The sequence below is a fragment of the Xanthobacter variabilis genome, from assembly GCF_043831965.2.
Lineage (GTDB): Bacteria > Pseudomonadota > Alphaproteobacteria > Rhizobiales > Xanthobacteraceae > Xanthobacter.
The window spans coordinates 2,767,541-2,788,982 of the sequence record NZ_CM195533.1 but is presented as its reverse complement, the minus strand read 5'-3'; the positions used below and the strand labels follow the sequence as shown (position 1 = coordinate 2,788,982).

The 21,442-nt window shown below is 67.6% G+C and carries 16 protein-coding genes; 8 read left to right on the top strand and 8 right to left on the bottom strand.

Going from position 1 to position 21,442, the window contains the following annotated elements; all coding sequences use genetic code 11:
* Positions 1–564: 564 nt before the first annotated feature.
* On the top strand, positions 565–3,129 hold the full coding sequence (locus tag V5F26_RS12000; protein WP_394946027.1) for a sensor domain-containing diguanylate cyclase: 2,565 nt from the start codon (positions 565–567) through the stop codon (positions 3,127–3,129).
* Positions 3,130–3,188: 59 nt separating this feature from the next.
* Here the strand turns inward: V5F26_RS12000 and pap are convergent, their stop codons facing one another.
* From pap to V5F26_RS11980, 4 genes are all read right to left on the bottom strand, one after another.
* Positions 3,189–4,682: a polyphosphate:AMP phosphotransferase gene (gene pap / locus V5F26_RS11995; protein WP_394946026.1), complete on the bottom strand. Its 1,494-nt coding sequence runs from the start codon at positions 4,680–4,682 to the stop codon at positions 3,189–3,191.
* Positions 4,683–4,733: 51 nt separating this feature from the next.
* The gene (locus V5F26_RS11990) at positions 4,734–5,180 is read right to left on the bottom strand and encodes a MaoC family dehydratase (protein ID WP_234049960.1); all 447 of its coding nucleotides are present in this window, start codon (positions 5,178–5,180) and stop codon (positions 4,734–4,736) included.
* Between the two features lie 152 nt (positions 5,181–5,332).
* Positions 5,333–6,310: a DnaJ C-terminal domain-containing protein gene (locus tag V5F26_RS11985; RefSeq protein WP_234049959.1), complete on the bottom strand. Its 978-nt coding sequence runs from the start codon at positions 6,308–6,310 to the stop codon at positions 5,333–5,335.
* A gap of 112 nt (positions 6,311–6,422) precedes the next feature.
* The gene (locus tag V5F26_RS11980) at positions 6,423–6,758 is read right to left on the bottom strand and encodes an RT0821/Lpp0805 family surface protein (protein WP_234049958.1); all 336 of its coding nucleotides are present in this window, start codon (positions 6,756–6,758) and stop codon (positions 6,423–6,425) included.
* Positions 6,759–6,935: 177 nt separating this feature from the next.
* On the opposite strand from V5F26_RS11980, the gene pdxH reads away from it, so the two are divergent.
* Together pdxH and V5F26_RS11970 are read left to right on the top strand one after the other, a co-directional pair.
* Positions 6,936–7,577: a pyridoxamine 5'-phosphate oxidase gene (gene pdxH / locus V5F26_RS11975; protein ID WP_394057858.1), complete on the top strand. Its 642-nt coding sequence runs from the start codon at positions 6,936–6,938 to the stop codon at positions 7,575–7,577.
* Positions 7,578–7,804: 227 nt separating this feature from the next.
* Positions 7,805–9,760, top strand: a complete 1,956-nt coding sequence (locus V5F26_RS11970; protein WP_394946025.1) for a diguanylate cyclase — start codon at positions 7,805–7,807, stop codon at positions 9,758–9,760.
* Positions 9,761–10,085: 325 nt separating this feature from the next.
* Here the strand turns inward: V5F26_RS11970 and V5F26_RS11965 are convergent, their stop codons facing one another.
* A complete protein-coding gene (locus V5F26_RS11965; protein WP_394946024.1) occupies positions 10,086–11,882 on the bottom strand; it encodes an acyl-CoA dehydrogenase family protein in 1,797 nt (598 codons plus the stop codon).
* A 182-nt stretch (positions 11,883–12,064) separates the two neighbouring features.
* On the opposite strand from V5F26_RS11965, the gene V5F26_RS11960 reads away from it, so the two are divergent.
* The 3 genes from V5F26_RS11960 to V5F26_RS11950 all read left to right on the top strand — a co-directional run bounded on the left by V5F26_RS11960 (position 12,065) and on the right by V5F26_RS11950 (position 14,575).
* Positions 12,065–13,096 carry an L-threonylcarbamoyladenylate synthase gene (locus tag V5F26_RS11960; RefSeq protein ID WP_394946023.1) on the top strand — a complete coding sequence of 344 codons (1,032 nt, stop codon included), beginning with the start codon at positions 12,065–12,067 and terminating at the stop codon, positions 13,094–13,096.
* Positions 13,093–13,548 carry a GNAT family acetyltransferase gene (locus tag V5F26_RS11955; protein ID WP_394057850.1) on the top strand — a complete coding sequence of 152 codons (456 nt, stop codon included), beginning with the start codon at positions 13,093–13,095 and terminating at the stop codon, positions 13,546–13,548. Before V5F26_RS11960 ends, V5F26_RS11955 begins: the two co-directional genes overlap by 4 nt.
* Before the next feature lie 97 nt (positions 13,549–13,645).
* Positions 13,646–14,575 carry a histone deacetylase family protein gene (locus V5F26_RS11950; RefSeq protein ID WP_234049952.1) on the top strand — a complete coding sequence of 310 codons (930 nt, stop codon included), beginning with the start codon at positions 13,646–13,648 and terminating at the stop codon, positions 14,573–14,575.
* A gap of 59 nt (positions 14,576–14,634) precedes the next feature.
* Here V5F26_RS11950 and V5F26_RS11945 read toward each other — a convergent pair whose 3' ends face one another.
* Positions 14,635–15,330 (bottom strand): TIGR00266 family protein, encoded by a 696-nt coding sequence (locus V5F26_RS11945; protein WP_234049951.1) that lies wholly within the window; start codon positions 15,328–15,330, stop codon positions 14,635–14,637.
* A 379-nt stretch (positions 15,331–15,709) separates the two neighbouring features.
* On the opposite strand from V5F26_RS11945, the gene V5F26_RS11940 reads away from it, so the two are divergent.
* Positions 15,710–16,729, top strand: a complete 1,020-nt coding sequence (locus tag V5F26_RS11940) for a hypothetical protein (RefSeq protein ID WP_394946022.1) — start codon at positions 15,710–15,712, stop codon at positions 16,727–16,729.
* 105 nt (positions 16,730–16,834) lie between these two features.
* Positions 16,835–18,316, top strand: a complete 1,482-nt coding sequence (locus V5F26_RS11935; RefSeq protein ID WP_394946021.1) for a protein adenylyltransferase SelO — start codon at positions 16,835–16,837, stop codon at positions 18,314–18,316.
* Between the two features lie 957 nt (positions 18,317–19,273).
* Here the strand turns inward: V5F26_RS11935 and groL are convergent.
* Together groL and groES are read right to left on the bottom strand one after the other, a co-directional pair.
* Positions 19,274–20,920, bottom strand: a complete 1,647-nt coding sequence (gene groL, locus V5F26_RS11930) for a chaperonin GroEL (protein ID WP_394946020.1) — start codon at positions 20,918–20,920, stop codon at positions 19,274–19,276.
* 51 nt (positions 20,921–20,971) lie between these two features.
* On the bottom strand, positions 20,972–21,259 hold the full coding sequence (gene groES / locus V5F26_RS11925; RefSeq protein ID WP_234049947.1) for a co-chaperone GroES: 288 nt from the start codon (positions 21,257–21,259) through the stop codon (positions 20,972–20,974).
* Between the last annotated feature and the right edge of the window lie 183 nt (positions 21,260–21,442).

Below are 21,442 nucleotides of genomic sequence, written 5' to 3'. Positions count from 1 at the left end.
GCGGTGGACGGCCTAAAATCCCCGCCTGAAGCTTCCGAGTTGCGACACGCCGCTGCCCTCGGCAGCCCCACGCGCCGCGTTTGGCGATGATGAAACTGGCTTCATCGGCCCGCGATGCGCCCGACGGTCTGTTCCACGATCAGCAGCACAGCCCAGGACCCGCTGGAACGGGAGGGTCGACGCCTGCCTGATGTGTTGGGGGCACAACCCAAGGGCAGTGACGTATTCCCCATGGGATTTAGGCCGAACTCACTGCCGCAGCGCAGCCGCCATCACCGCTGGCCCTAAGGCGAGTTTCGAGCCGGACGGATACCAGCGCACATAAAGACAGCACCTGAACTCAATGAGTTAGACCATTTCCTCGATTCCGCGACAGCGGAAAATGCTCTAGATCGAGCAGCGTTCTGCGCGAAGTTTTCCCTCCAAGGTGGAGGGAAGACCGTCAGCGACGACGGGGGCCGCGATTGATGCGGGCGCCTATTTGTGCATTCCCTAGTTCGCTACCGATTGGCGGAAAAGCCATCTCGGGCACGACCTCTTTTCGCGTGACGTCCGATCCTGAATATGCCCCGCATCAAGCTCGATACAGAAAAAGGATTGGCCGTTGCCGCGCTGTTGATTGTCGGCCTGTTTTTCAGTGCCTGGCTCCATCTGGAGCAGTCATTCTCGAAAAGCCGGCAGGATTCCGTGAACGCGGGACTGCTCCGCGCCACCCAGGTGGCGGAGGTCATCAGCCAGGAACTCGACACGACCCTTCACGTCATCTCCTTCCTCCTCCAGGAGATCGCCGACGACCACCTGGGCGAGGCTCAGGATTTCGCCTCCGCGGCCCGGCACGCCCTTTCGGTGCTGCCCAACCAGCAAGGCGTGAGTGTCAGCCTCTATGATATCAATGGTATCCTGGTCGTCTCCAGCGGCGCCGAGGGCTTGAGAGACATTTCCAAAACGACACTTTTTTCTGCCTTGAAGGAGAGCACCCCACCCGCGGTCGCCATTGGGGATCCGGACCAGGGCCCCTACAGCATGCGGTGGCATGTCGCCTTGGGACAAGCGATTGTGCATGGCGGCCAGCATGCCGGCTATCTGGTCGCCGACGTTCCGATCTCCCTGTTCAGCGAAAAGCTCTCACAGATCGGCCTGGGGCCCGGTGACATCGCAGCCATCGTGCGGCAATCGGACCAGGAGGTCATTGCGAGCACGGCCGACCCCATCCTGACCGGCGCCGTCCTCGGCAGCAATCGGCGCGATCTTGCCCCATCCGGCCCCACCTGTGGCGCCGTTTTGCAGGACGCCTCGGCGGCGGGCCCGGCGCGGATCGTCGCCTGGAACGAGGTGCCAACCCACGGTCTCGTGGTTTTCGTCACCTTCCTGCAAGGCGGACTGCTCACGGACGTCGACCGCAACATCGCCTCGGACCGCAGCTACTTTGCCATCAGCGCGCTGCTGCTGCTGGCGCTGATGGCCGTGGTCGCCATCCTGCTGATGCGCAATGCGCGCCAGGGCCGCGCGCTCGCCCAGCAGGAGGAGATGTATCACAACCTTTTCGAGCAGAACCATTCCATCAAGCTGATCTCCGATCCCGCCAACGGGCGCATCATTGCCGCCAACCGGTCCGCCGCCGAGTTCTACGGCTACAGCCGCGAGCAGCTCGAGCACATGCGCCTCGACCAGATCAACTGCCTGCCACCGGACCAGATCAAGGCCGCTCTCACCGAAGCCATCGTGGGCAAGCGGCCCTATTTCCTGTTCCCCCACCGCCTGGCCTCGGGTGAAATCCGGCGGGTGGAAGTCTATTCCGGCCCGGTGAAATTTGGCGGCCACACGGTGCTTTATTCCATCGTGCACGACGTCACGGACCGCTTCGAGCTTGAGGCCCAGCTCAAGGATAGCGAGGAGCGTTACCGCACCCTGTTCCAGGTCGTGCCCACCGGCATCGTCATGCTGAACGCAAAGGCCGAGTTCACCGCCTTCAACGGGCCCGCCCTGGAAATGCTGCTGACCGACGAGGACGGCCTGAAGAGCCGCTCGCGCCCGCTGTTTGATCCCCTCGGCCGCCCCATTGCCGAAGCCGAGCGCCCCAGCCGCCGTGCTTTGGTGCAGGATCTCAACCACGAGCTGTTCTACGTCCAGAACGAGGATGGCAGCCGCACCTGGCTTTCCTTCATTTCCCGCCGGCTGGCGCCGGGAGCGGACGGCTCGCCCCAGGGCGCGGTCATCGCCTTCTCGAACGTCACCGATTTCATGCGGCAGGAGGAACAGCGCCTGGTGAGCCAGCTCGTGTTCGATTCCACGACCGAGGGCATCATGGTGACCGATGCCGACAATCGGATCGTGGCGGTCAACCGGGCCTTCAGCGCCATCACCGGCTACGCGTCGCAGGAGGCCATCGGCCAGACCCCTGCGCTGCTCGAGTCTGGGCTGCATGATGAGCCCTTCTACCGCTCCATGTATGAAAGCCTGCGCACAAAGGGCTCCTGGGAAGGCGAGATCACCAACCGGCACAAGAGCGGCCACCTGTTCGCCGAGCGGCTGGTCATCAGCACGGTGCGCCGCCCCAATGGCCTGGCCTCGGGCTACGTCGCGGTGTTCTCGGACATCACTGCCCGCAAGGAGAAGGAGCAGCTGCTCTGGCACCAGGCCAATTTCGATCCGCTGACCGGCCTGCCCAACCGCACGCTGCTGCTGGACCGCGCGACCCAGGCGCTGGTGCAGGCGCATCGCCGCAACCAGCCGGTGGCCCTGCTTTTCATCGACCTCGATCGCTTCAAGCCGGTCAACGACCAGTTCGGCCATTCGGTGGGTGACGACGTGCTGAGGGCGGTGGCGCTACGCATTCAGAGCTGGGTGCGCGCGGAAGACACGGTCGCGCGCCTCGGAGGCGATGAGTTCGTGGTGCTGCTGCCCATGGCCAGCGACCTCGACGGCGCCAGCGCGGTGGCAAACAAGATCCTGAGCGCCATCAACGAGCCGTTCGTGATCGGCGGACGCATCATCTCCATCGGCTGCTGCGTGGGTGTCGCCGTCTCGCAGCATGGCGAGGAGGAGGCCGAGATGCTCCTCAAGCGGGCAGATGCGGCCATGTATCAGGCCAAGGAAGCCGGCCGCGGGCGGGTTTCCATCGCCGCGTGAGGCTGGGGCCGGCGCCCTGCCCGTCCTGCTGCCCGAGGCTCACTGGGTCTTTGGGAAGCTCACTTCGAAAGCGCGCTTTCCAGCCGGTCCGCCACGGTGCGCAGCACCTTCACCCGCGCGAAGTGCTTGTCTTCCGCCTCCACCAGCGTCCAGGGCGCGTCGCGGGTGGAGGTGCGGTCCACCATCTCGGTGACGGCGGCCTCGTAGAGCGGCCACTTCTCCCGGTTCCGCCAGTCTTCCGGGGTCAGCTTGAAGCGCTTGTAGGGAATGGCCTCGCGCTGCGCGAAGCGACGCATCTGCTCGTCCTGGCTGATGGCCAGCCAGAACTTCACGACCACATAGCCGCTCTCCGCCAGCTGCGCCTCGAAATCATTGATCTCGCCATAGGCGCGGCCCCATTGGTCGGGCTCCAACAGGTTCTCCACCCGCTCCACCAGCACCCGCCCATACCAGGAGCGGTCGAAGATGGCGGTGTGCCCGCGCGCGGGAATGTGGCGCCAGAAGCGCCACAGATAGGGCCGCGCGCTCTCCTCATCGGTGGGCTCCGCGATGGGGTGGACGCGAAACCGCCGCGGATCCAGCGCCCGCCGCAGCCGCATGATGGTGGAGCTCTTGCCCGCCGCGTCGCTGCCCTCGAAGGCGAGGATCAGACCTTGGCCGGCGAAGGAGGCGGACTGGGTGGCCCGGGTGATGCGGCTCTGCTCGTGGGCCATCTGCCGCTCATAGTCCTCCTTCTCCAGCTTCTGGCTCAGGTCCAGGGTGGAGAGAATGGAGAAGGTCGGCAGCGCCTTGGGCACCTGGGTTGGGCTCGGCGTGGGGCGTGGCGTTCCCCCGCCACCATTGGCGGTCATCGCCCTCAGCTTTTCCAGCAGCACACTGCCTACGGTGGCATCCCGATAGGCTTCGTCAGACGCGGGAACCACCTGCCAGGGCGCGAAATCCGTGGAGGTGAGGCGGGCCGCATCCTCGGCGGCCTGGGCCAGGCGCACCCGCTCCTTGTGGCTTTCCAGCTCCGCCCATTCGCGCACCACGGGGCGCTGATAGGCGCCCTTGGTCAGCCCCTGAAGGCGCAGGTGGGCCTCTGCCGGATCGAGATAAAGCCAGATCTTCAGCAGGCTCACGCCCTCGGCGTGGAGCATCGCCTCCAGCCGGCGGATGTCCTCCATGGTCCTGACGAAGGCGGAGCGGCCCATTTCCCCCAGCGCACGCCCGCACATGGGGCGGTGATACCAGGAGCCGAGCATCATGCCGATGTCGCCATAGGACGGCAGGCCGCGCCAATATTTCCACATGGGCGGGTGGCCGCGATCGTCCTGGCAGGGCGCCTCATAGGTGAGGGTTTCCAGCTTGCGAACGTCCAGCCACTCATAAAGCCGGTTGAGCACGGCGCCCTTGCCGGCGCCGTCGGGCCCGTGGATCAGCACCAGGAGGCTACGGCGCTTCTGATCGATGAGCTGGAACTGCACATTCAGCAGATCCTCGCGCAAGCTGGGCTCCAGCGCCTTGAAGGCGCTCTTCTCCAGCTTGTGCTCCACCTTCGCCGACTCGAACACCGCCGCCCCCTCAGCAAACCGCGCAACGCAACCGAGAAACGGACGCCGTCCTCAGGCCGAGGCCTTCTGCGCGTTGGAGGGAACCTTCACCCAGGCCTCGCCGTCCAGCACGATCTCACCCTTCACCGAGCAGGTGCAGGACAAGCGGGCGCGGCAGCGCTCGGGGATCAGCTCCACCACCTGCACCTCGACGTCCACCGTGTCGTCGATGCGCACGGGGGCGCGGAAATGCAGGGTCTGCGAGATATAGACCGCGCCCGGGCCCGGAAGGCGCGTGCCGAGCACTGCGGAAATCAGGCTCGCCGTGTAGAGGCCATGGGCGATGCGGCCGCCGAAGGGGGTCTTGGCCGCGAAGTGCTGGGACAGGTGGATCGGATTGCGATCCCCGGTCAGCTCGGCAAAACCCACGATGTCGGAAGACGAAACGGTCTTCGACATGCGCTCGGTCCGACCCACGGTCAGGTCTTCGAAATAAAGGTTCTGCAGTTCAAGAAACATGGGGGGCACCCGTGCAGGTCCAATGGGGCGCGGACTGTAGATCATTTCCGCGCGCGGAGGGAACCAACCCGCGACAAGAAAATGCGGCAGCGACGCTGCCGCATTTTCTGTCTCATCTCAGCCGGCGGGGTGCCGGGGGCCCTGCCAGTGCCTCAGCCGGCGGTGGAGCGAAGCTTCTGCATCAAGGCTTCCAGCTCCGAATCCTTCACCCGCGGCAGCACGATATTGACCCGCACCAGCATGTCACCGTGGCCGCCCGTGGTGTTGGGCAGGCCCTTGCCGCGCAGGCGGAACACACGCCCCCCGGAGGTCCAGGCGGGAACCGAAAGCTCCACCTCGCCGGAGAGGGTCGGCACCCGCACCTTCGTGCCCAGCACGGAATCCGGCAACGTCACGTCCACGCTCTGGCGCAGGTCGTCCCCGTCGCGCTCGAACACCGGGTGCGGCGCATAGGAAATGGTGACATAGGCATCGCCCGGCTCGCCGCCGGTGGCGCTGGCCTCGCCCTGCCCCTTCAGGCGCATGCGGTGGCCTTCCCGCGTGCCGGCGGCGATCTTGATGTCGATCTGCTTGCCGTTGGGCAGGCCCACGCGCTTGCTGGCGCCGTGGGTGGCCTCCTCATAGGTCACCGGCAGGGTGATCTCCATGTCGGCGCCGGGAGCCGGGGTGAAGCCGCCACCGGCGCTGCGCCGCTGGCGGCCGAAGCCGAACAGGTCGCCCAGGTCGTCGAAGCTGGAGCCACCGCCCTGCCCCGCGCTGCCGGCGCCGCCGCCGCGACGGGTATTCCGCCGCGCGCCTTCGGGGCCGAATGAGAAGCTCTCGAAAATGGTGTCGCCGTCGAAGCCGGAGAAGCCGCCGGGGCCCTGACGCCGCCCGCCGCTGAACCCGGAGAATTCGGGCGCGCGCGGCTTGCCCTCGGCGTCGATCTCGCCGCGGTCATATTGCGCGCGCTTCTCCTTGTCCGACAGGATTTCGTGGGCCGTATTCAGCTCCGCGAACTTATCCTGAGCCTTGGGGTCGTCGGCATTGGCGTCGGGATGCAGCTTTTTCGCCAGCCTACGATAAGCGCGCTTGATCTCGGCTTCGTCGGCGGTCCGGGAAACGCCGAGGACGTCGTATGGATCACGCATGAAATCTCACCTCGCCGGCCGGCGCTAAAGCGGCCAGCCGCGTTCAAGATGTGGGTCCATGCCAGCTAAATTGCAACACCTATGCCGGCCTGCCCCCGAGATTCCGTCGCATTCAGGCCCGACCGAGCACCCGCACCTGGGATAATACCGTTGCGCCGCGCGCCCGACAGGCCTCGCCCTGGACCCACCGGTCCGCGGACTTGCCGTCAACGACCGCGATCATAAAGTCGCGGCACCCGCCGGCGCGGGTCTCGCCGATGGGAGTCGCAGTGCCGCGCGCGCCGGTCTCGGCATTCTCCCAGGGTACGCTGATATCCTTCTCGCCGGAGACCAGGGCCTGGTCGAGGGCGAGCTTCGCCGCGATCCAGTCGGCGCCGGCAATGCCCTTGGGGGCGTCGCCTTCCGGAAGCTGAAGCGAGGCGGGGCGCGGCTTGATGGAGCCCGTCACCAGGTCGTCATCCCCCTGCGGAAGGGAGCTGCAACCCGCACACGTCGCCGCAGTGAGGAGGAGCGCTGCGGCCAATCCCCTGCGGAGGACTTCGCGCAGACGCGCGGCGCTCCTATAAGGAGGCGTCCCGCCAACGAGCGGGGCGACCAGGATACGGCGAGGCACAGGGGACTCCACATGACGACGAGCGACACCATGGAACCCCAGAACCCCTTAACAACTGGTGATTTTACCCAGTCCGACGAGCCTTTCCGCCTGTTTGGTGAATGGTACGCCGATGCCGAGAAGAGCGAGCCCAACGATCCCAACGCCATGGCCCTTGCCACCGTGGACCCGGACGGGCTGCCAGACGTGCGCATGGTGCTGCTGAAGGGTGTGGACGAACACGGCTTCGTCTTCTTCACCAATACCGGCAGCGCCAAGGGCCAGGAGCTTACCGCAACACCGAAGGCGGCGCTGGTGTTCCACTGGAAGTCGCTGCGCCGGCAGGTGCGGGTGCGCGGGCCGGTCGCCCGCGTCAGCGACGCCGAGGCGGATGCCTATTTTGCCACCCGGCCGCGCCTGTCGCAGATCGGTGCCTGGGCGAGCCGGCAGTCCCAGCCCCTCGAGGGGCGCTTCGCCCTGGAGGCGGCGGTTGCCAGCGCCACGGCGAAATACGCCCTTGGAACGGTGCCGCGCCCGCCCCATTGGACCGGCTTCCGCATTTCCCCGGTGCAGATGGAGTTCTGGCACGATCGCCCCTTCCGCCTGCACGACCGCGTGGTGTTTCGCCGGACGGACGCGGGGCAGCCCTGGACCAAGACCCGCCTGTTCCCCTGAGAGGCGGAAATTTCCACTCGCACGCCGGAGGTAAAGCTCTTTGCTTTCCTCCGGCGACGTGACAAGAATTGCGATCGGTAACAGGCAGTTAAGCGTATTATTTTACCGTCGAGAAGAACTCCAGCCGGCTTGGTCCCTGAAATTCCACACAGCAACATTGGCAAACGCGACCTGCGTCAGGCCAATGGGGAGTTTGGGACAGTGTCCGGCCAGATGATGAGCTTAAGATGCGCCCCGACGAGGCTCCCGCGACTGAACCTGGTGGTGCTTCCACCAAGGCAGGGGGCTCTGCACTTGACCTGGCCGCGGATACGCCCCTGTCCGCCATTCTGACGCCCTCCGCCGGGGATGCCCCTCGCGCGGCGCGCATCAGCTTGGGCGAAATCGTCCTGTTTGCCTCGTTCTATCTTTGCCTCATCTTCACGCTGCTCTCGGTGCTGCGCGGCCTCCACCTGGATTTTGCCCTGTGGCCGGCGAATGCTCTCGCGGCGGGCATTTTCCTTCTCGCCATCAAGGCCGCGCCACGCTGGTGCACGCTGGCGCTCACCGCGGCGAGCCTCGTGGCCCATCTGCTGGTTGGTGATTCCCAGCTTCAGGCGGGTGCGGCAGCGATTGCAGCCGGCACCAGCTTCTACCTGATCGTGGAGGGTTGCCGGCATGCGGACCTGCGCCCCGGCGGTCCGTTCGATGTGCGGCATGTGGCGTGGCTTCTGGTGGTGGCGCTCTGTGCCGGCATCCCCGGCGCACTCATCGGCGCCGCCGCGACCATCAGTGAGCATGGCGGCCCCTTCTGGCCCACCATGCTGCGGTGGTGGCTGCCGGACATGGCGGCGGTCATCCTTCTGCTCCCCCTGTTCCTCCTGTGGCCCCAGCAGGCTGGCGCGGCCCTGCCCGCCAGAGCGGCGGCGCTCGGGCGTCGCCTGCCGCGCGTGACCCTTGAATGCGCTGTGGCAGGTGCGGCCCTCGTCGGTGCCGCGGGCCTCGCAGCCGCGACGCAGGAACCCCTGCTGGTGGACCTGGGGGCGTGCATCCTGCTGTGGTTCGCCTTCCGCCTGGGCCCCTTCCTCACCGCCCTCGCGGCCAGCGCTTTCGGCGCCATGGTCCTGGCCCTTACCATTGCAGGCACCTGGGGCGCGCCCGGCGCGGACCGCTCCCTCGATATGCTGAAGGCCCAGGGCCGGCTGGTTCTGGCCGCGTGTCCCGCACTCATCATCGCCGCCATCATGGCGCAGCGCGACCGCCAGCAGCGGGCGCTGGTGGAGGATAAGCGCCGGCTTGCCTATGCCCTGGAAGGCGCCAATGACGGCATCTGGGACTGGCACCTGCCCACGGATGTCATCTTCTTCAGTACCCGCGCCTATCGCATGCTGGGCTACAATCCCGACACCGATGCGGAGATCGTTCGCAACTTTCGCGAGCTGATCCACCCGGAGGACATGCCCCAGGTCAAACGCGCCTTTCGCGAGCACATGGTGGGCCGCCACCGGCTCTACCAGATCGAGCTGAGGGCGCGGCACCGCAGCGGCTCCTATGTCTGGCTGCTCTCCCGCGGCAAGGTGGTGGAGCGCAACGATGCGGGAGGGCCTATCCGCGCGGTCGGTACCATCACCGACATCTCGCAGAAAAAGCACCTGGAAGCGGCGCTGGAGCATGCCGCGAGCCACGATCCGCTGACCGGCCTCGCCAACCGCGCCACCTTCGACCGCGCGCTGGAACAGGCTCACCGCCGCCTCAACCGTGACCTGGCGCCGTTCGCGGTGCTGCTGATTGATGTGGATCACTTCAAGGGCGTCAACGACGTGCACGGCCATGTGGCGGGGGATGTGCTGTTGACCACCACCGCGCGCCGGCTGCAATCCGCCCTGCGGGCGGGCGACATCGCAGCACGTTTCGGGGGCGACGAGTTCGCGGTCATTGCCCTGGGCAAGAGCCCTGAGGAATTCGTGAACCTGGCCAACCGGCTGCACCGCCATCTGTCGCGCCAGGTGGAAACCGAGGGCCTCATCCTTCCCGCCTCCTTCTCCATCGGCATGGCGGTCGCGCGCCGGCCCGATGTGAACCCGGCGACTCTGGTCTCCGATGCCGATGCCGCGCTCTACCTGGCCAAGGCGTCGGGGCGCGGCACTTGGCGGGCTGTCGGGTTGCTCACGGACGCGGACGGAGTTCCAGCTTCTGAGGCTTAGGCGAAAACGCCCCTTGCGCGTAGCTCGTGGGCGGAAACGCCCATTGGGCTGAGCTTGCGCGCCGGCGCCCGCCCCCTGAGCGGAGCTGTGAGCAGCCATGCGCTCCGACGGCCGGCAAATAGACGCTCCAACGAACACGACAGCGCGCGCGTATCTCCGAGGGCACGTGTCACGCCTCGATGCCTTTCGCTTCCGGAAAGCCGGGCTGCCAGATGCGGAAAGGCCCGCGACATGGCATCAGCCAAGACCGCGGGCCTTTCCGTTGCAGGCTTCGTCAGGGCTCCCCGGCCCGGCTCCATGCGGGGCCGGGGAACACCACAACGCGTCAGTCCAGGGTCAGCACACTCTCAGCCTCGAGCAGGCTGGCGTGGCCGCCCTCCACCACCTCTTCGAGGCCCTTGGCCAGCGGGCAAAGGTTCTCCGCGAAGAAGCGGGCGATGGCGATGCGTGCTTCAAGCCGGGGATCGGTGCCGCCCGCCGAGCGCTCGCGATGGGCCGCAAGAGCGGCCTTGGCGAGGTAGGCGCCGCCGGCCGCCAGGGCGAACAGGCGCAGATAAGGGGCGGCACCGGCGAGGGCCTTCTGATTTTCCTCGCCCAGCCGGTCGAGCTGCTTGCGGGTGGCGCGGCCGAGGGCGTCCACCGCCTCCGCCAGCTTCTCGCCGGCGCGGCCGAACTCCGGCAGCTCCAGAGCGTGCACTTCGTCGGCGATGTCGCGGAAGTCGGCAATCAGGGTCGTGGCCACGTCGCCGCCTTCCAGCGGCAGCTTGCGGGTCACGAGGTCGATGGCCTGAATGCCGTTGGTGCCCTCATAGATGGCGAAGATACGGGCATCGCGATAGTGCTGGGCGGCGCCGGTCTCCTCGATGAAGCCCATGCCGCCGTGCACCTGCACGCCCAGCGAGGCCACCTCGATGCCGGTGTCGGTGGAGAAGGCCTTCGCCACCGGGGTGAGCACGCTGGCCTCGGCGTGGGCGGAGGCGCGGGCCATGGGGTCCGCCAGCCGGCGCGAGCGGTCGATGGCGTCGGCGGTCATCAGGCAGATGGCGCGGGCGGCATCGGTGGAAGCGCGCATGGTCAGCAGCATGCGCTTCACGTCCGGATGGAAGATGATGGGCGCCATGCCCTCGCCGGTATAGCCCACGGCCTTGCCCTGGCGGCGCTCCTTGGCATAGGCGAAGGCGCGCTGGGTGGCGCGCTCGGCCACCGACACACCCTGGATGCCGACCGCGAGGCGGGCGTTGTTCATCATGGTGAACATGCAGGCGAGGCCGCGATTCTCCTCGCCCACCAGATAGCCGATGGCGCCCTCGCCCTTGTCACCGAAGGTCATGGTGCAGGTGGGCGAACCGTGCAGGCCCAGCTTGTGCTCGATGCCGGTGCAGAAGACATCATTGCGCGCGCCCAGCGAGCCGTCGGCATTCACCAGGAACTTGGGCACCACGAACAGCGAGATGCCCTTGGTGCCGGCCGGCGCATCGGGAAGGCGCGCCAGCACCAGGTGCACGATGTTCTCAACCAGGTCGTTCTCACCATAGGTGATGAAGATCTTGGTGCCGAAGATGCGATAGGTGCCGTCGGCCTGCTTCACCGCCTTGGCGCGCAGGGCCGCGAGGTCCGAGCCCGCCTGCGGCTCGGTGAGGTTCATGGTGCCGGTCCACACGCCGGAAACCATCTTTTCCAGATAGATCTTCTGCAGCTCGGCGGAGCCGTGGGCGGTGAGCGCCTCGATGGCGCCCTGGGTCAGCACGCCGCCGATGCCGAACGAGGGGGAGGCGGTGTTCCAGAACTCGGTGAGTGCGGAGGTCACGGTCGTGGGCAGGTGCTGGCCGCCGAAATCCTCCTCGGCCGCCACGGAGTTCCACCCGGCCTCGATCCACGACTCATAGGCGGCCTTCCAGCCGGTGGGCGTGGTCACGGCGCCGTCCTTGAGGACGCAGCCTTCCTTGTCCGCGCCGCGATCGAGGGGCTCGATGACGGAGGAGGCGAACTTGCCGGCCTCTTCCAGAACCGGCTCCACCACGTCGAAGGAGAGATCAACGAGGCCCTGCTCCATCAGCTTGGGCAGCGAGGTGCAGGTCTTCAGGAAAAACGATACGTCCTCGACCGGCGCACGATAGGCCATCACTCTCTCCTTAAGATGCGCGGGCACCCCATCCCCTCGGGCACTCCGCGGCTTGACCGGACCCTTCACCCGCGCTCTAAGCGCTGGCGCCGGCCGGCCCCCAATTCGCGGCGATGGCCCCCGTTCGTCAAGTCGCGTCTGTTGGCCATTGGTCGCAGCCGCCGTCTCGCATGAAGGCACGCATGGTCCATTCCACAGGATCCCACGGCCAAGCGCCCGACACCCGCACCCTCGCGGCGGATGCGGCAGGCATCGCGGAAGCCGCGCGCCTGCTGAAGGCGGGCGGTCTGGTGGCCTTTCCCACAGAAACCGTCTACGGCCTGGGCGCCGATGCGGCCAATCCGCACGCCGTGGCCGCCCTCTACGCCGCCAAGGGGCGGCCGGCCTTCAATCCGCTGATCTCCCATCTCGCCAGCGCCGACTCGGCCCTCGCCTTCGGCCGTTTCAACGCGACCGCCCGCAAGCTGGCGGACGCCTTCTGGCCCGGCCCGCTGACGCTGGTCGTGCCCTATGCCGGCGGCGCGCGCGCCTGCGAGCTTGCCCGCGCCGGGCTCGACACCATTGCCCTGCGTGTGCCCTCCCATCCGGTGGCGCGGGAGCTGATCGAGGCCTTCGGCGGCGCCGTGGTGGCGCCCAGCGCCAACCGCTCGGGCCATGTCTCGCCCACCACGCCGGAGCATGTGCGCGGCGATCTTTCCGGGCTCATCGACCTGATCCTGGATGGGGGGCCGACGGAGGTGGGCGTTGAATCCACCATTGTCGACGTCACCGGCGAAACGCCGCGCCTGCTGCGGCCGGGCGGAGTGACCCGCGAGGACATCGAGGCCCTGATCGGCGCGCCCTTGGCCGACGCCGGCGCGCAGGATGCCGCCCGGCCCGCCTCCCCCGGCCGCCTCGCCTCCCACTATGCGCCGCGCGCCCGGGTGCGGCTGGAGGCCGGGAGGATCGAGCCCGGGGAGGCGCTGCTCACCTTCGCCGGCGCCCGCCCGCCGGGCAGCGAAAAGGCCGGTGTCATTCTCGACCTCAGCCCCGCGGGCGACCTCACCGAGGCCGCCGCCCACCTTTACGGTGCCCTGCGCAGCCTGGATGCGTCGGGCGCCCCCTCCATCGCCGTGGTGCCGCTGCCGCGCTCGGGCCTCGGCGAAGCCATCGCCGACCGCCTGGGCCGTGCGGCAGCCCCGCGCCCCACTTCTCACCCCGAGGCTCAGCCATGACCACCCAGCCCACCTGCGAAGCCCCGATTCTCGAGGCCACCATCAATCATGCCGACGATGGCGACATCGCCGCCATCGTCGCGCTGTGGGAGCGGGCCGGCCTCACCCGGCCGTGGAACGATCCCCACGCGGACATCGCCCTGGCCCGGCGCGGCCCCCATTCCACGATCCTGGTGGCGAAGGAAGGCGGCGCGCTGCTGGGCACGGTGATGGTGGGCCACGATGGGCACCGGGGCTGGGTCTATTACCTCGCGGTCGAGCCGGCGCGGCAGCGCCAGGGGCTGGGCAGCACCCTGCTGACCGCCGCCGAGGACTGGCTGCGCGCCCGCGCGGTGCCGAAGCTGATGCTGCTGGTGCGCCCGGACAATGCGGAAGTTCGCGCCTTTTACCACGCGGAAGGCTTCATCGAGGAGCCGCGGATCATCTTCTCCAAGCGGCTCGACGAGAAATAGCATCCGGAACTTTGAGCCGTCTCAAAGCTGTGCTCCTGACCGCGAAATATGCTATGAGTTCATTAAAAATAAAGCTCATAGGGAGGTCGGACGCTTCATGTCCACGCTGCTCGTCACTCATCCGGCCGGGCTCAATCATCTCACCCCGCTCGGCCATCCCGAGCGTGCGGACCGCCTCAGGGTGCTGGACCGGATCTTCGAGCAGGAGAAATTCTCCCTGCTCATGCGGGACAGTGCGCCGCGGGGCGAGCGGGAAGACATCATCCGGGTCCATCCGGCCGATTTCTTCGATGCCATGGGCGGCGCCGTGCCCACGGAAGGGCTGGTGCGCATCGATTCCGACACGGTGATGTCACCGGGCAGCTGGGAAGCCGCGCTGCGCGGGGTGGGCGGCGCCTGCTTCGCCGTGGACGAGGTGCTGGAGGGCAAGGTTGCGAACGCCTTCGTGGCCATGCGCCCGCCGGGCCACCACTGCGAAGTGCGCAAGCCCATGGGCTTCTGCCTGCTCAACCAGGTGGCGGTCGCCGCGCGCCACGCCCAGGCGAAATATGGCCTGGAGCGGGTCGCCATCGTGGATTTCGACGTGCACCATGGCAACGGCACCCAGCAGATCTTCTGGGACGATCCGACCGTGATGTATTGCTCCACCCACGAGATGCCGCTGTTTCCCGGCACCGGCGAGGCGAGCGAGACCGGCAGCGCGGACACCATCGTGAACGCCCCGCTCCATGCCGGCGACGACGGCACCCAGTTCAAGGAGGCCATGGAAAGCCGGGTGCTGCCGCGCCTGGAGGCCTTCCATCCGGACCTGATCCTCATCTCCGCCGGGTTCGACGCCCATGTGCGCGACCCCATGGCCTCGCTGCGCCTGGTGGATACCGACTTCGCCTGGATCACCCGCCGCCTCATGGAGACGGCGGACCGGGTCTGCGGCGGCCGCGTCGTCTCCCTCCTGGAGGGGGGATATGACCTGGAGGCACTGGCCTCCTCCGCCTCCGCCCACGTCTCCGCGCTGATGCACGGCTGAGCGGCGCGCGCCCCTGGGGTTACGGCAACCACCAGGGGCGGGCTCAGCGGCGCTTCATCTCACTGCCGCTGCGTCGGCAGATAGGGCGCGAGCGCGTGGGCCAGCTTGGAGGGCGTGAGCGTCTGCAGCCAGACATTGCCGGGGCCGCGCAGCCGCGCCAGGAACAGGCCATCGCCGCCGAACAGCATGTTCTTGACCCCGGAAATGGTCGTGATCTCGAACGACACGCTTTCCTCGAACATGCCCACATGGCCGGGATGAACCAGCAGCTCCTGGCCCGGCTGAAGGGTGTAGCTGACGATTTCGCCGCCCAGCTCCACATAGGCGCTGCCGGTGCCGGTGAGGTGCTGGAGCACGAAGCCATTGCCGCCGAACACGCCTGCCCCCAGGCTCTGCTGCACGCCCACCGCCAGCGACAGCCCCAGCGTGCCCGCCAGAAAGCCATGGCGGTGGATGAGGAAACCCCGGCCCGGCTCCACCTTCGCCTCGATGATGTTGCCGGGAACGCTGGCGGCCAGCGCCAGCAGCCCCTCACCCCCCTGGGCCACGAACTCGGTCATGAACAGGCCGCCGCCGGAAATGGCGCGCCCGATGGCGGAAAACAGCCCGCTGGCCCCGCCGGTGGCGGCAGTGGTGTTCATGGCAATGTTGGATGTCATCCAGGACAGGCGGTCCGGCTCGGCCAGCACGCCTTCACCCGGCTCCAGGGTGAATGTCAGAACGGGAAGGGTCGTGCCTGTGATCTCGCTGCGCATCGAAACCTCGTCGGCGTCAGGTCACGGCGGTCCGGGCTCGGACATCCGCCGGCCACAGACAAGCAGCATCGGCGCACCACCGCAACGCTCGTTCCCGGGCCGGCTCAGGCAAAATGGGCGGGGGAGCACCGGGACGACGGCGCCTTCGCGGGCGGGTCCGACCTCTTCGCGGATCTTGTGAGGCAAGGACATGCGCCCCCGCATGCGGTCTCCTGCCACGGGCCGCCGCCAAGCGAATCTGCACTGGAACCGCCAAAATGACCGCAATCGACGAGGAGCGAGGACATCCATGCGCTTCATGCGCCCGCGGGCCGCGACGCGACTTCCTTGCCTTGCTGCCCTGCTGCTGGCGCTCGGCGGCGGCACCGGGATGAGTGCGATGGCCGATTCCGCCTCCCCCGCTCCGGCGCGGCCGGTCGTGCTGCGCTTTCTGAACGCCCCGCGGGATGGCGAGCCGTTGAGGCATCCGCCGAGGCTTGGCATCGCCATCGGTGGTCCCGCGCGCCCGGCGGTCCTGGACACCGGCTCCACCGGCATCGTTATCAGCGCCAGCTCAATTCCCAATCTCGCCGCTCTGCCGGACCTGGGAGAGGGGCGCCTCACCTATTCCAGCTCCGGCCGCATCATGATCGGCCGCTATGTGCGCACTCCGGTGACCCTTTCGGGGGCGAACGGCGGCGCGCTCACCACCCGGCCGCTCCCGGTGCTGGCCGTCACCCGCATCGCGTGCCTGCGCTCGGCCCGCAACTGCCAGCCCAATGACGCCCCGCGCGGCATCGCCATGCTGGGCGTGGGCTTCGCGCGGGAGAAGGACGGACAGGCGGGCGGTACGCCGGACAAGAACCCCTTCCTCAACCTGCCCGGCATGGCTGACCCGACGCAGCATGCGCCTGGCACGCGCGGCGCGCTCGGCCGGGGCTACATTCTCAGCCGGTCGCAGGTGCAGGTGGGCCTGGGCGAACGGGATGGGGACGCCTTCGCCCGCATGGCCCTCGCGGCCTCCCCCATCGCCGGAGAGTGGCAGGCCCCCGCCGCCTGCTTCGCCCTGAATCATCGCGCCCCCGCCGCCTGCGGCAGCCTGCTGGTGGATACCGGCGTCACGCGCAGCTTTCTCACCGTTCCGGAAGCCCAGTTTTCCGGCCTCCTGGCGCCGGATGGGCGGCTCTTGCTCGCAGATGGCGTGCGCGTCGACATCCTGCCCGCTCCGGGGAAAGGCGAGCCGCGCTACAGCTTCGTCGTCGGTGATCGCGCCGACCCGCTCGCGCCGGATGAGGTGGTGCTCGTGCCACGGCCCGGCCGCGCGGCCTTCCTCAACACCTCCGTGCGCCTGCTGAACGGCTTCGATTATCTTTTCGACGCCGATGGGGGCGCAGTGGGCCTGCGCCGCATCCCGCGCTGAGGCGATAGCGGAATTCGCGGTGTCTGGACTTCAGGAACGGAAGCGATCACCCTGACTTTCCATTCCCGGGGCTGCCCCATTTTTCCCGGGGGAGATTGCATTGCCATGGCCACGACGCTTTCTATTCCCTTCGACAATTCCTATGCCCGGCTGCCCGAAAGCTTTTTCGCCCCCGCCCAGCCGACCCCCGTTTCCGCCCCCCGCCTTGTGAAACTGAACACCGCGCTGGCGGAGGAGCTGGGGCTTGACCCCGCCGCCCTCTCCACGCCCGAGGCGGTGGAAGTGTTCGCCGGCGTGCGCGTGCCCGAGGGGGCTCTGCCCATCGCCCTGGCCTATGCCGGCCACCAGTTCGGACAGTTCGTGCCGCAGCTGGGCGACGGGCGGGCCATTCTCCTGGGTGAGGTGATCGACCGGCAGGGCCGGCGGCGGGACATTCAGCTCAAGGGGTCCGGCCCCACCTTCTTTTCCCGCCGGGGCGACGGGCGCGCCGCCATCGGGCCGGTGCTGCGCGAATATCTGGTGAGCGAGGCCATGGCCGCCATGGGCGTACCCACCACCCGCACGCTGGCCGCCGTCACCACTGGCGACCCGGTCTGGCGCGAGCGGGCGCTGCCCGGCGGCGTGCTGGTGCGGGTCGCGGCAAGCCATATCCGCATCGGCACCTTCCAGTTCTTCGCCGCCCGCCAGGATCTCGAAGGCCTGCGCGCCCTCGCAAACTACACCATCGCCCGCCACTATCCGGAGCTGGCCGGCGCCGACCAGCCCTATGCCGCCCTGCTCGAGGCGGTGATGGACCGCCAGGCGGCGCTGGTCGCGCGCTGGCAGCTCATCGGCTTCATCCATGGCGTGATGAACACGGACAACATGTCCATTGCCGGCGAAACCATCGACTATGGGCCGTGCGCCTTCATGGACGCCTACCACCCCTCCACGGTGTTCTCGTCCATCGACTACATGGGCCGCTACGCCTACAAGAACCAGCCGCAGATCGCCCACTGGAACCTCGCGCGCCTCGCCGAGACGCTGATCCCCCTTCTTCATGCCGAGCGCGAGCCGGCCGTGGAAGTGGCCAACACCCTGCTCGGCACCTTCCCCCAGCGGTTCGAGGCCGCCTACCATGCGGGCCTGCGCGCCAAGATCGGCCTTCCCGACGGGACGGCGCAGGATGTGGCACTGGCCCTGGAGCTGCTCCAGGTGATGCAGGCGCAAAAGGCGGACTTCACCCTCACCTTCCGACGCCTGGGCGCCGCCGCCGAGAGCGCGGAGGGCCTTTCGCCCGTGCGCGACCTGTTCCTGGACCGCGCCGCCTTCGACGCCTGGGCCGAGCGCTGGCGCGCCCGCCTCGCCGAGACCGGCCGCGAAGGCGTCGCCATCCGCGCCGAGATGGACCGGGTGAACCCCAAATTCATTCCCCGAAACCACCAGGTGGAATGGGCCCTGGAGGCCGCCGCCGAGCAGGGCGATTACGGCCCGTTCGAGGAACTGCTGGGCGTGATCCAGCACCCCTTCGAGGAACAACCCCGCTTCGAGGCCTATGCCGAGCTGCCGCCAGAAATGAAGGACTACCAGACCTTCTGCGGGACGTGAGAGGGCGCGCACAGAGCTGACGGGGCACCGAAACGAATGAACGCGACCGCCGGGCGGCTCCGGCCGCTCCTCCGCTTCCCCTCCTCTGTCGGACGCACGGCCACCACGCAATATGTTCCGCCTTTCCGCTGGGGGCAGCGCGGGCTGGCGGCTAGGGCCTCGCGGCTTTGGGGTCGGCGTTGCCCGTGCATCGGACCAACTTCCGCCCGGCGACGCGTTCCTTGACGCGCATCTGAACGCCCGCTCGGCATCAGCGTATCAGCCGCCAGCCTGAAGCACGGCCCACGGCGGCCCGGCAAGGCGCGAACGGCCACGCCACCGTGGGCCGGACCTGGAGCCCTCGCGACCTTAATGCCCAGCGAAGGGGAGGCAGAGCCGAGCCCGCTGGAGTTGCGGGCGAGAGAGGGGGACAGTCCCGGCGGCGCCGCAGACGATTGGCATAGCGTTGTGCAGCTGGCAGCGCGTCCTGGAATGCGTCTGGCTTCGCGGCCCTTGGAGCCGTTGCCACTCGCCTCGACTCCGTCCCCGATTCCCGACGACTTGCTCGCCGCAGCCTTCTCCTGCTTGTGGAGAGGAAGGCACCGCATGGGGGCGCCTGGGCGAGAGGGCAGCAGGCGTCGCCACATCCACTGGGCGTCCGCCACACGCCCCCCCTTCAGCCCGTAGCGGAAACAGCGCGACGGTTTATCCCACTGGCTTTATCCACGTCCATCGCGCGCAGCAGTTCTCACGAGGTCCGGACACGCCTCCGCCCGCCGACAGCGCCGCTCTCCGAACGCCAGCAGTCGCATCGTGCCCGATCCCCGCAAGATGCCCCCCAGACAAAAGAAAAGGGCGCGACCGAAGCCGCGCCCTTCCCTTTTCTCAGACCGATGGGGCCGGATCGAGGATCCATGCCGCCACCCCAACCGACCTAGCCGGTTGGGGCACTTACGACGTTTGGTCGGATGGATTTCCTCAGAAATCCATGCCGCCCATGCCGCCCATGCCGCCGCCGGGCATGGCGGGCATGGCCGCGTCCTTCTTCGGCAGCTCGGCCACGAGCGCCTCGGTGGTCACCAGCAGGCCGGCCACAGAGCCCGCGTCCTGCAGAGCGGTGCGCACGACCTTGGCCGGGTCCACGACGCCAGCGGCGACGAGGTCCACATATTCCTCGGTCTGGGCGTTGAAGCCGAAGTTGGCGTCGGACGCCTCGAGCACCTTGCCCACCACGATGGAGCCTTCCACGCCGGAATTCTCGGCGATCTGGCGGATGGGAGCCTCAAGGGCGCGCAGCACGATCTTGATGCCCGCCTTGATGTCGGCGTTGTCGGAGGTGAGAGCCTCCACCGCCTTCTTGGCGCGCAGCAGGGCCACGCCGCCGCCGGGGACGATGCCTTCTTCCACCGCGGCGCGGGTGGCGTTCAGCGCGTCGTCAACGCGGTCCTTCTTCTCCTTGACTTCCACCTCGGTGGAGCCGCCCACGCGGATCACGGCCACGCCGCCGGCGAGCTTGGCGAGACGCTCCTGGAGCTTCTCACGGTCGTAGTCGGAGGTGGTGGCCTCGATCTGCGCCTTGATCTGGGCAACGCGCGCCTCGATGTCGGCCTTCTCGCCGACGCCGTCCACGATGGTGGTCTTTTCCTTCTCGAGGATGACCTTCTTGGCGCGGCCGAGCTGAGCCAGGGTCACGTTCTCGAGCTTGATGCCGAGATCCTCGGAGATGACGGTGCCACCGGTGAGGATCGCGATATCCTCGAGCATCGCCTTGCGACGATCACCGAAGCCGGGAGCCTTCACGGCCGCGACCTTCAGGCCACCGCGCAGCTTGTTGACCACCAGGGTGGCCAGGGCCTCGCCTTCCACGTCCTCGGCGACGATCACCAGCGGACGGCCGGACTGCACCACGGCCTCGAGGACCGGGAGGATCGGCTGGAGGCCGGAGAGCTTCTTCTCGAAGATGAGAATGTAGGGCTCTTCCAGGTCGGCGATCATCTTCTCCGCATTGGTGATGAAGTACGGAGAGAGATAGCCGCGGTCGAACTGCATGCCCTCGACCACGTCGAGCTCGGTCTCAGCAGTCTTGGCTTCCTCGACGGTGATGACACCCTCGTTGCCGACCTTCTGCATGGCGCCGGCGATCATCTCGCCGATGGAGCTGTCGCCGTTCGCGGAAATGGTGCCGACCTGGGCCACCTCGGCGGAGGAGGAGACCTTCTTGGCGCGGGCCTGGATGTCCTTGATGGCCGCGGCGCAGGCGAGATCAATGCCGCGCTTCAGGTCCATCGGGTTCATGCCGGCGGCAACCGCCTTGGCGCCTTCCTTCACGATCGCCTGGGCCAGAACGGTCGCGGTGGTGGTGCCGTCACCGGCCAGGTCGTTGGTCTTGGAAGCGACTTCGCGAACGAGCTGGGCGCCCAGGTTCTCGAACTTGTCCTCAAGCTCGATTTCCTTGGCGACGGACACGCCGTCCTTGGTGATGCGCGGCGCGCCGAAGGACTTCTCGATGACGACGTTGCGGCCCTTGGGACCCAGCGTGACCTTCACGGCATTGGCGAGGATATCCACGCCGCGCAGCAGCTTCTCGCGCGCGTCGGCAGAAAACTTGACTTCTTTGGCAGCCATCACGGCCTCCTTATGAAACGTGCGGAAAAAGGCTCAGGCACTCTCTCGCGATCAGCCGATCACGCCGAGAATGTCGCTCTCCTTCATGATGAGAAGATCCTGGCCGTCGATCTTCACCTCGGTGCCGGACCACTTGCCGAACAGCACGCGATCGCCGGCCTTCACATCGAGGGCAACGAGCTTGCCGGCCTCGTCGCGGGCACCGGGACCCACGGCCACAACCTCGCCCTCCTGGGGCTTTTCCTTGGCGGTGTCGGGGATGATGATGCCGCCGGCGGTCTTCTGCTCGGCTTCAATGCGCTTGACCACCACGCGGTCGTGCAGGGGACGGAAGGACATGGGTCTATTCCTCTCGGAACATGGAATTTGGCGCGGCATGCGCCGCTGCCGGCATCGCTGGCACTCTCAAAAGAGGAGTGCCAAGCTCGCGGCGGAGATAAGTGCGCCGGTGCGCGCCGTCAAGGCACGCGGCGTGAACTTCACGACCAAAAGGTGGGATACGAACCGGTAACCGCCAGCCCT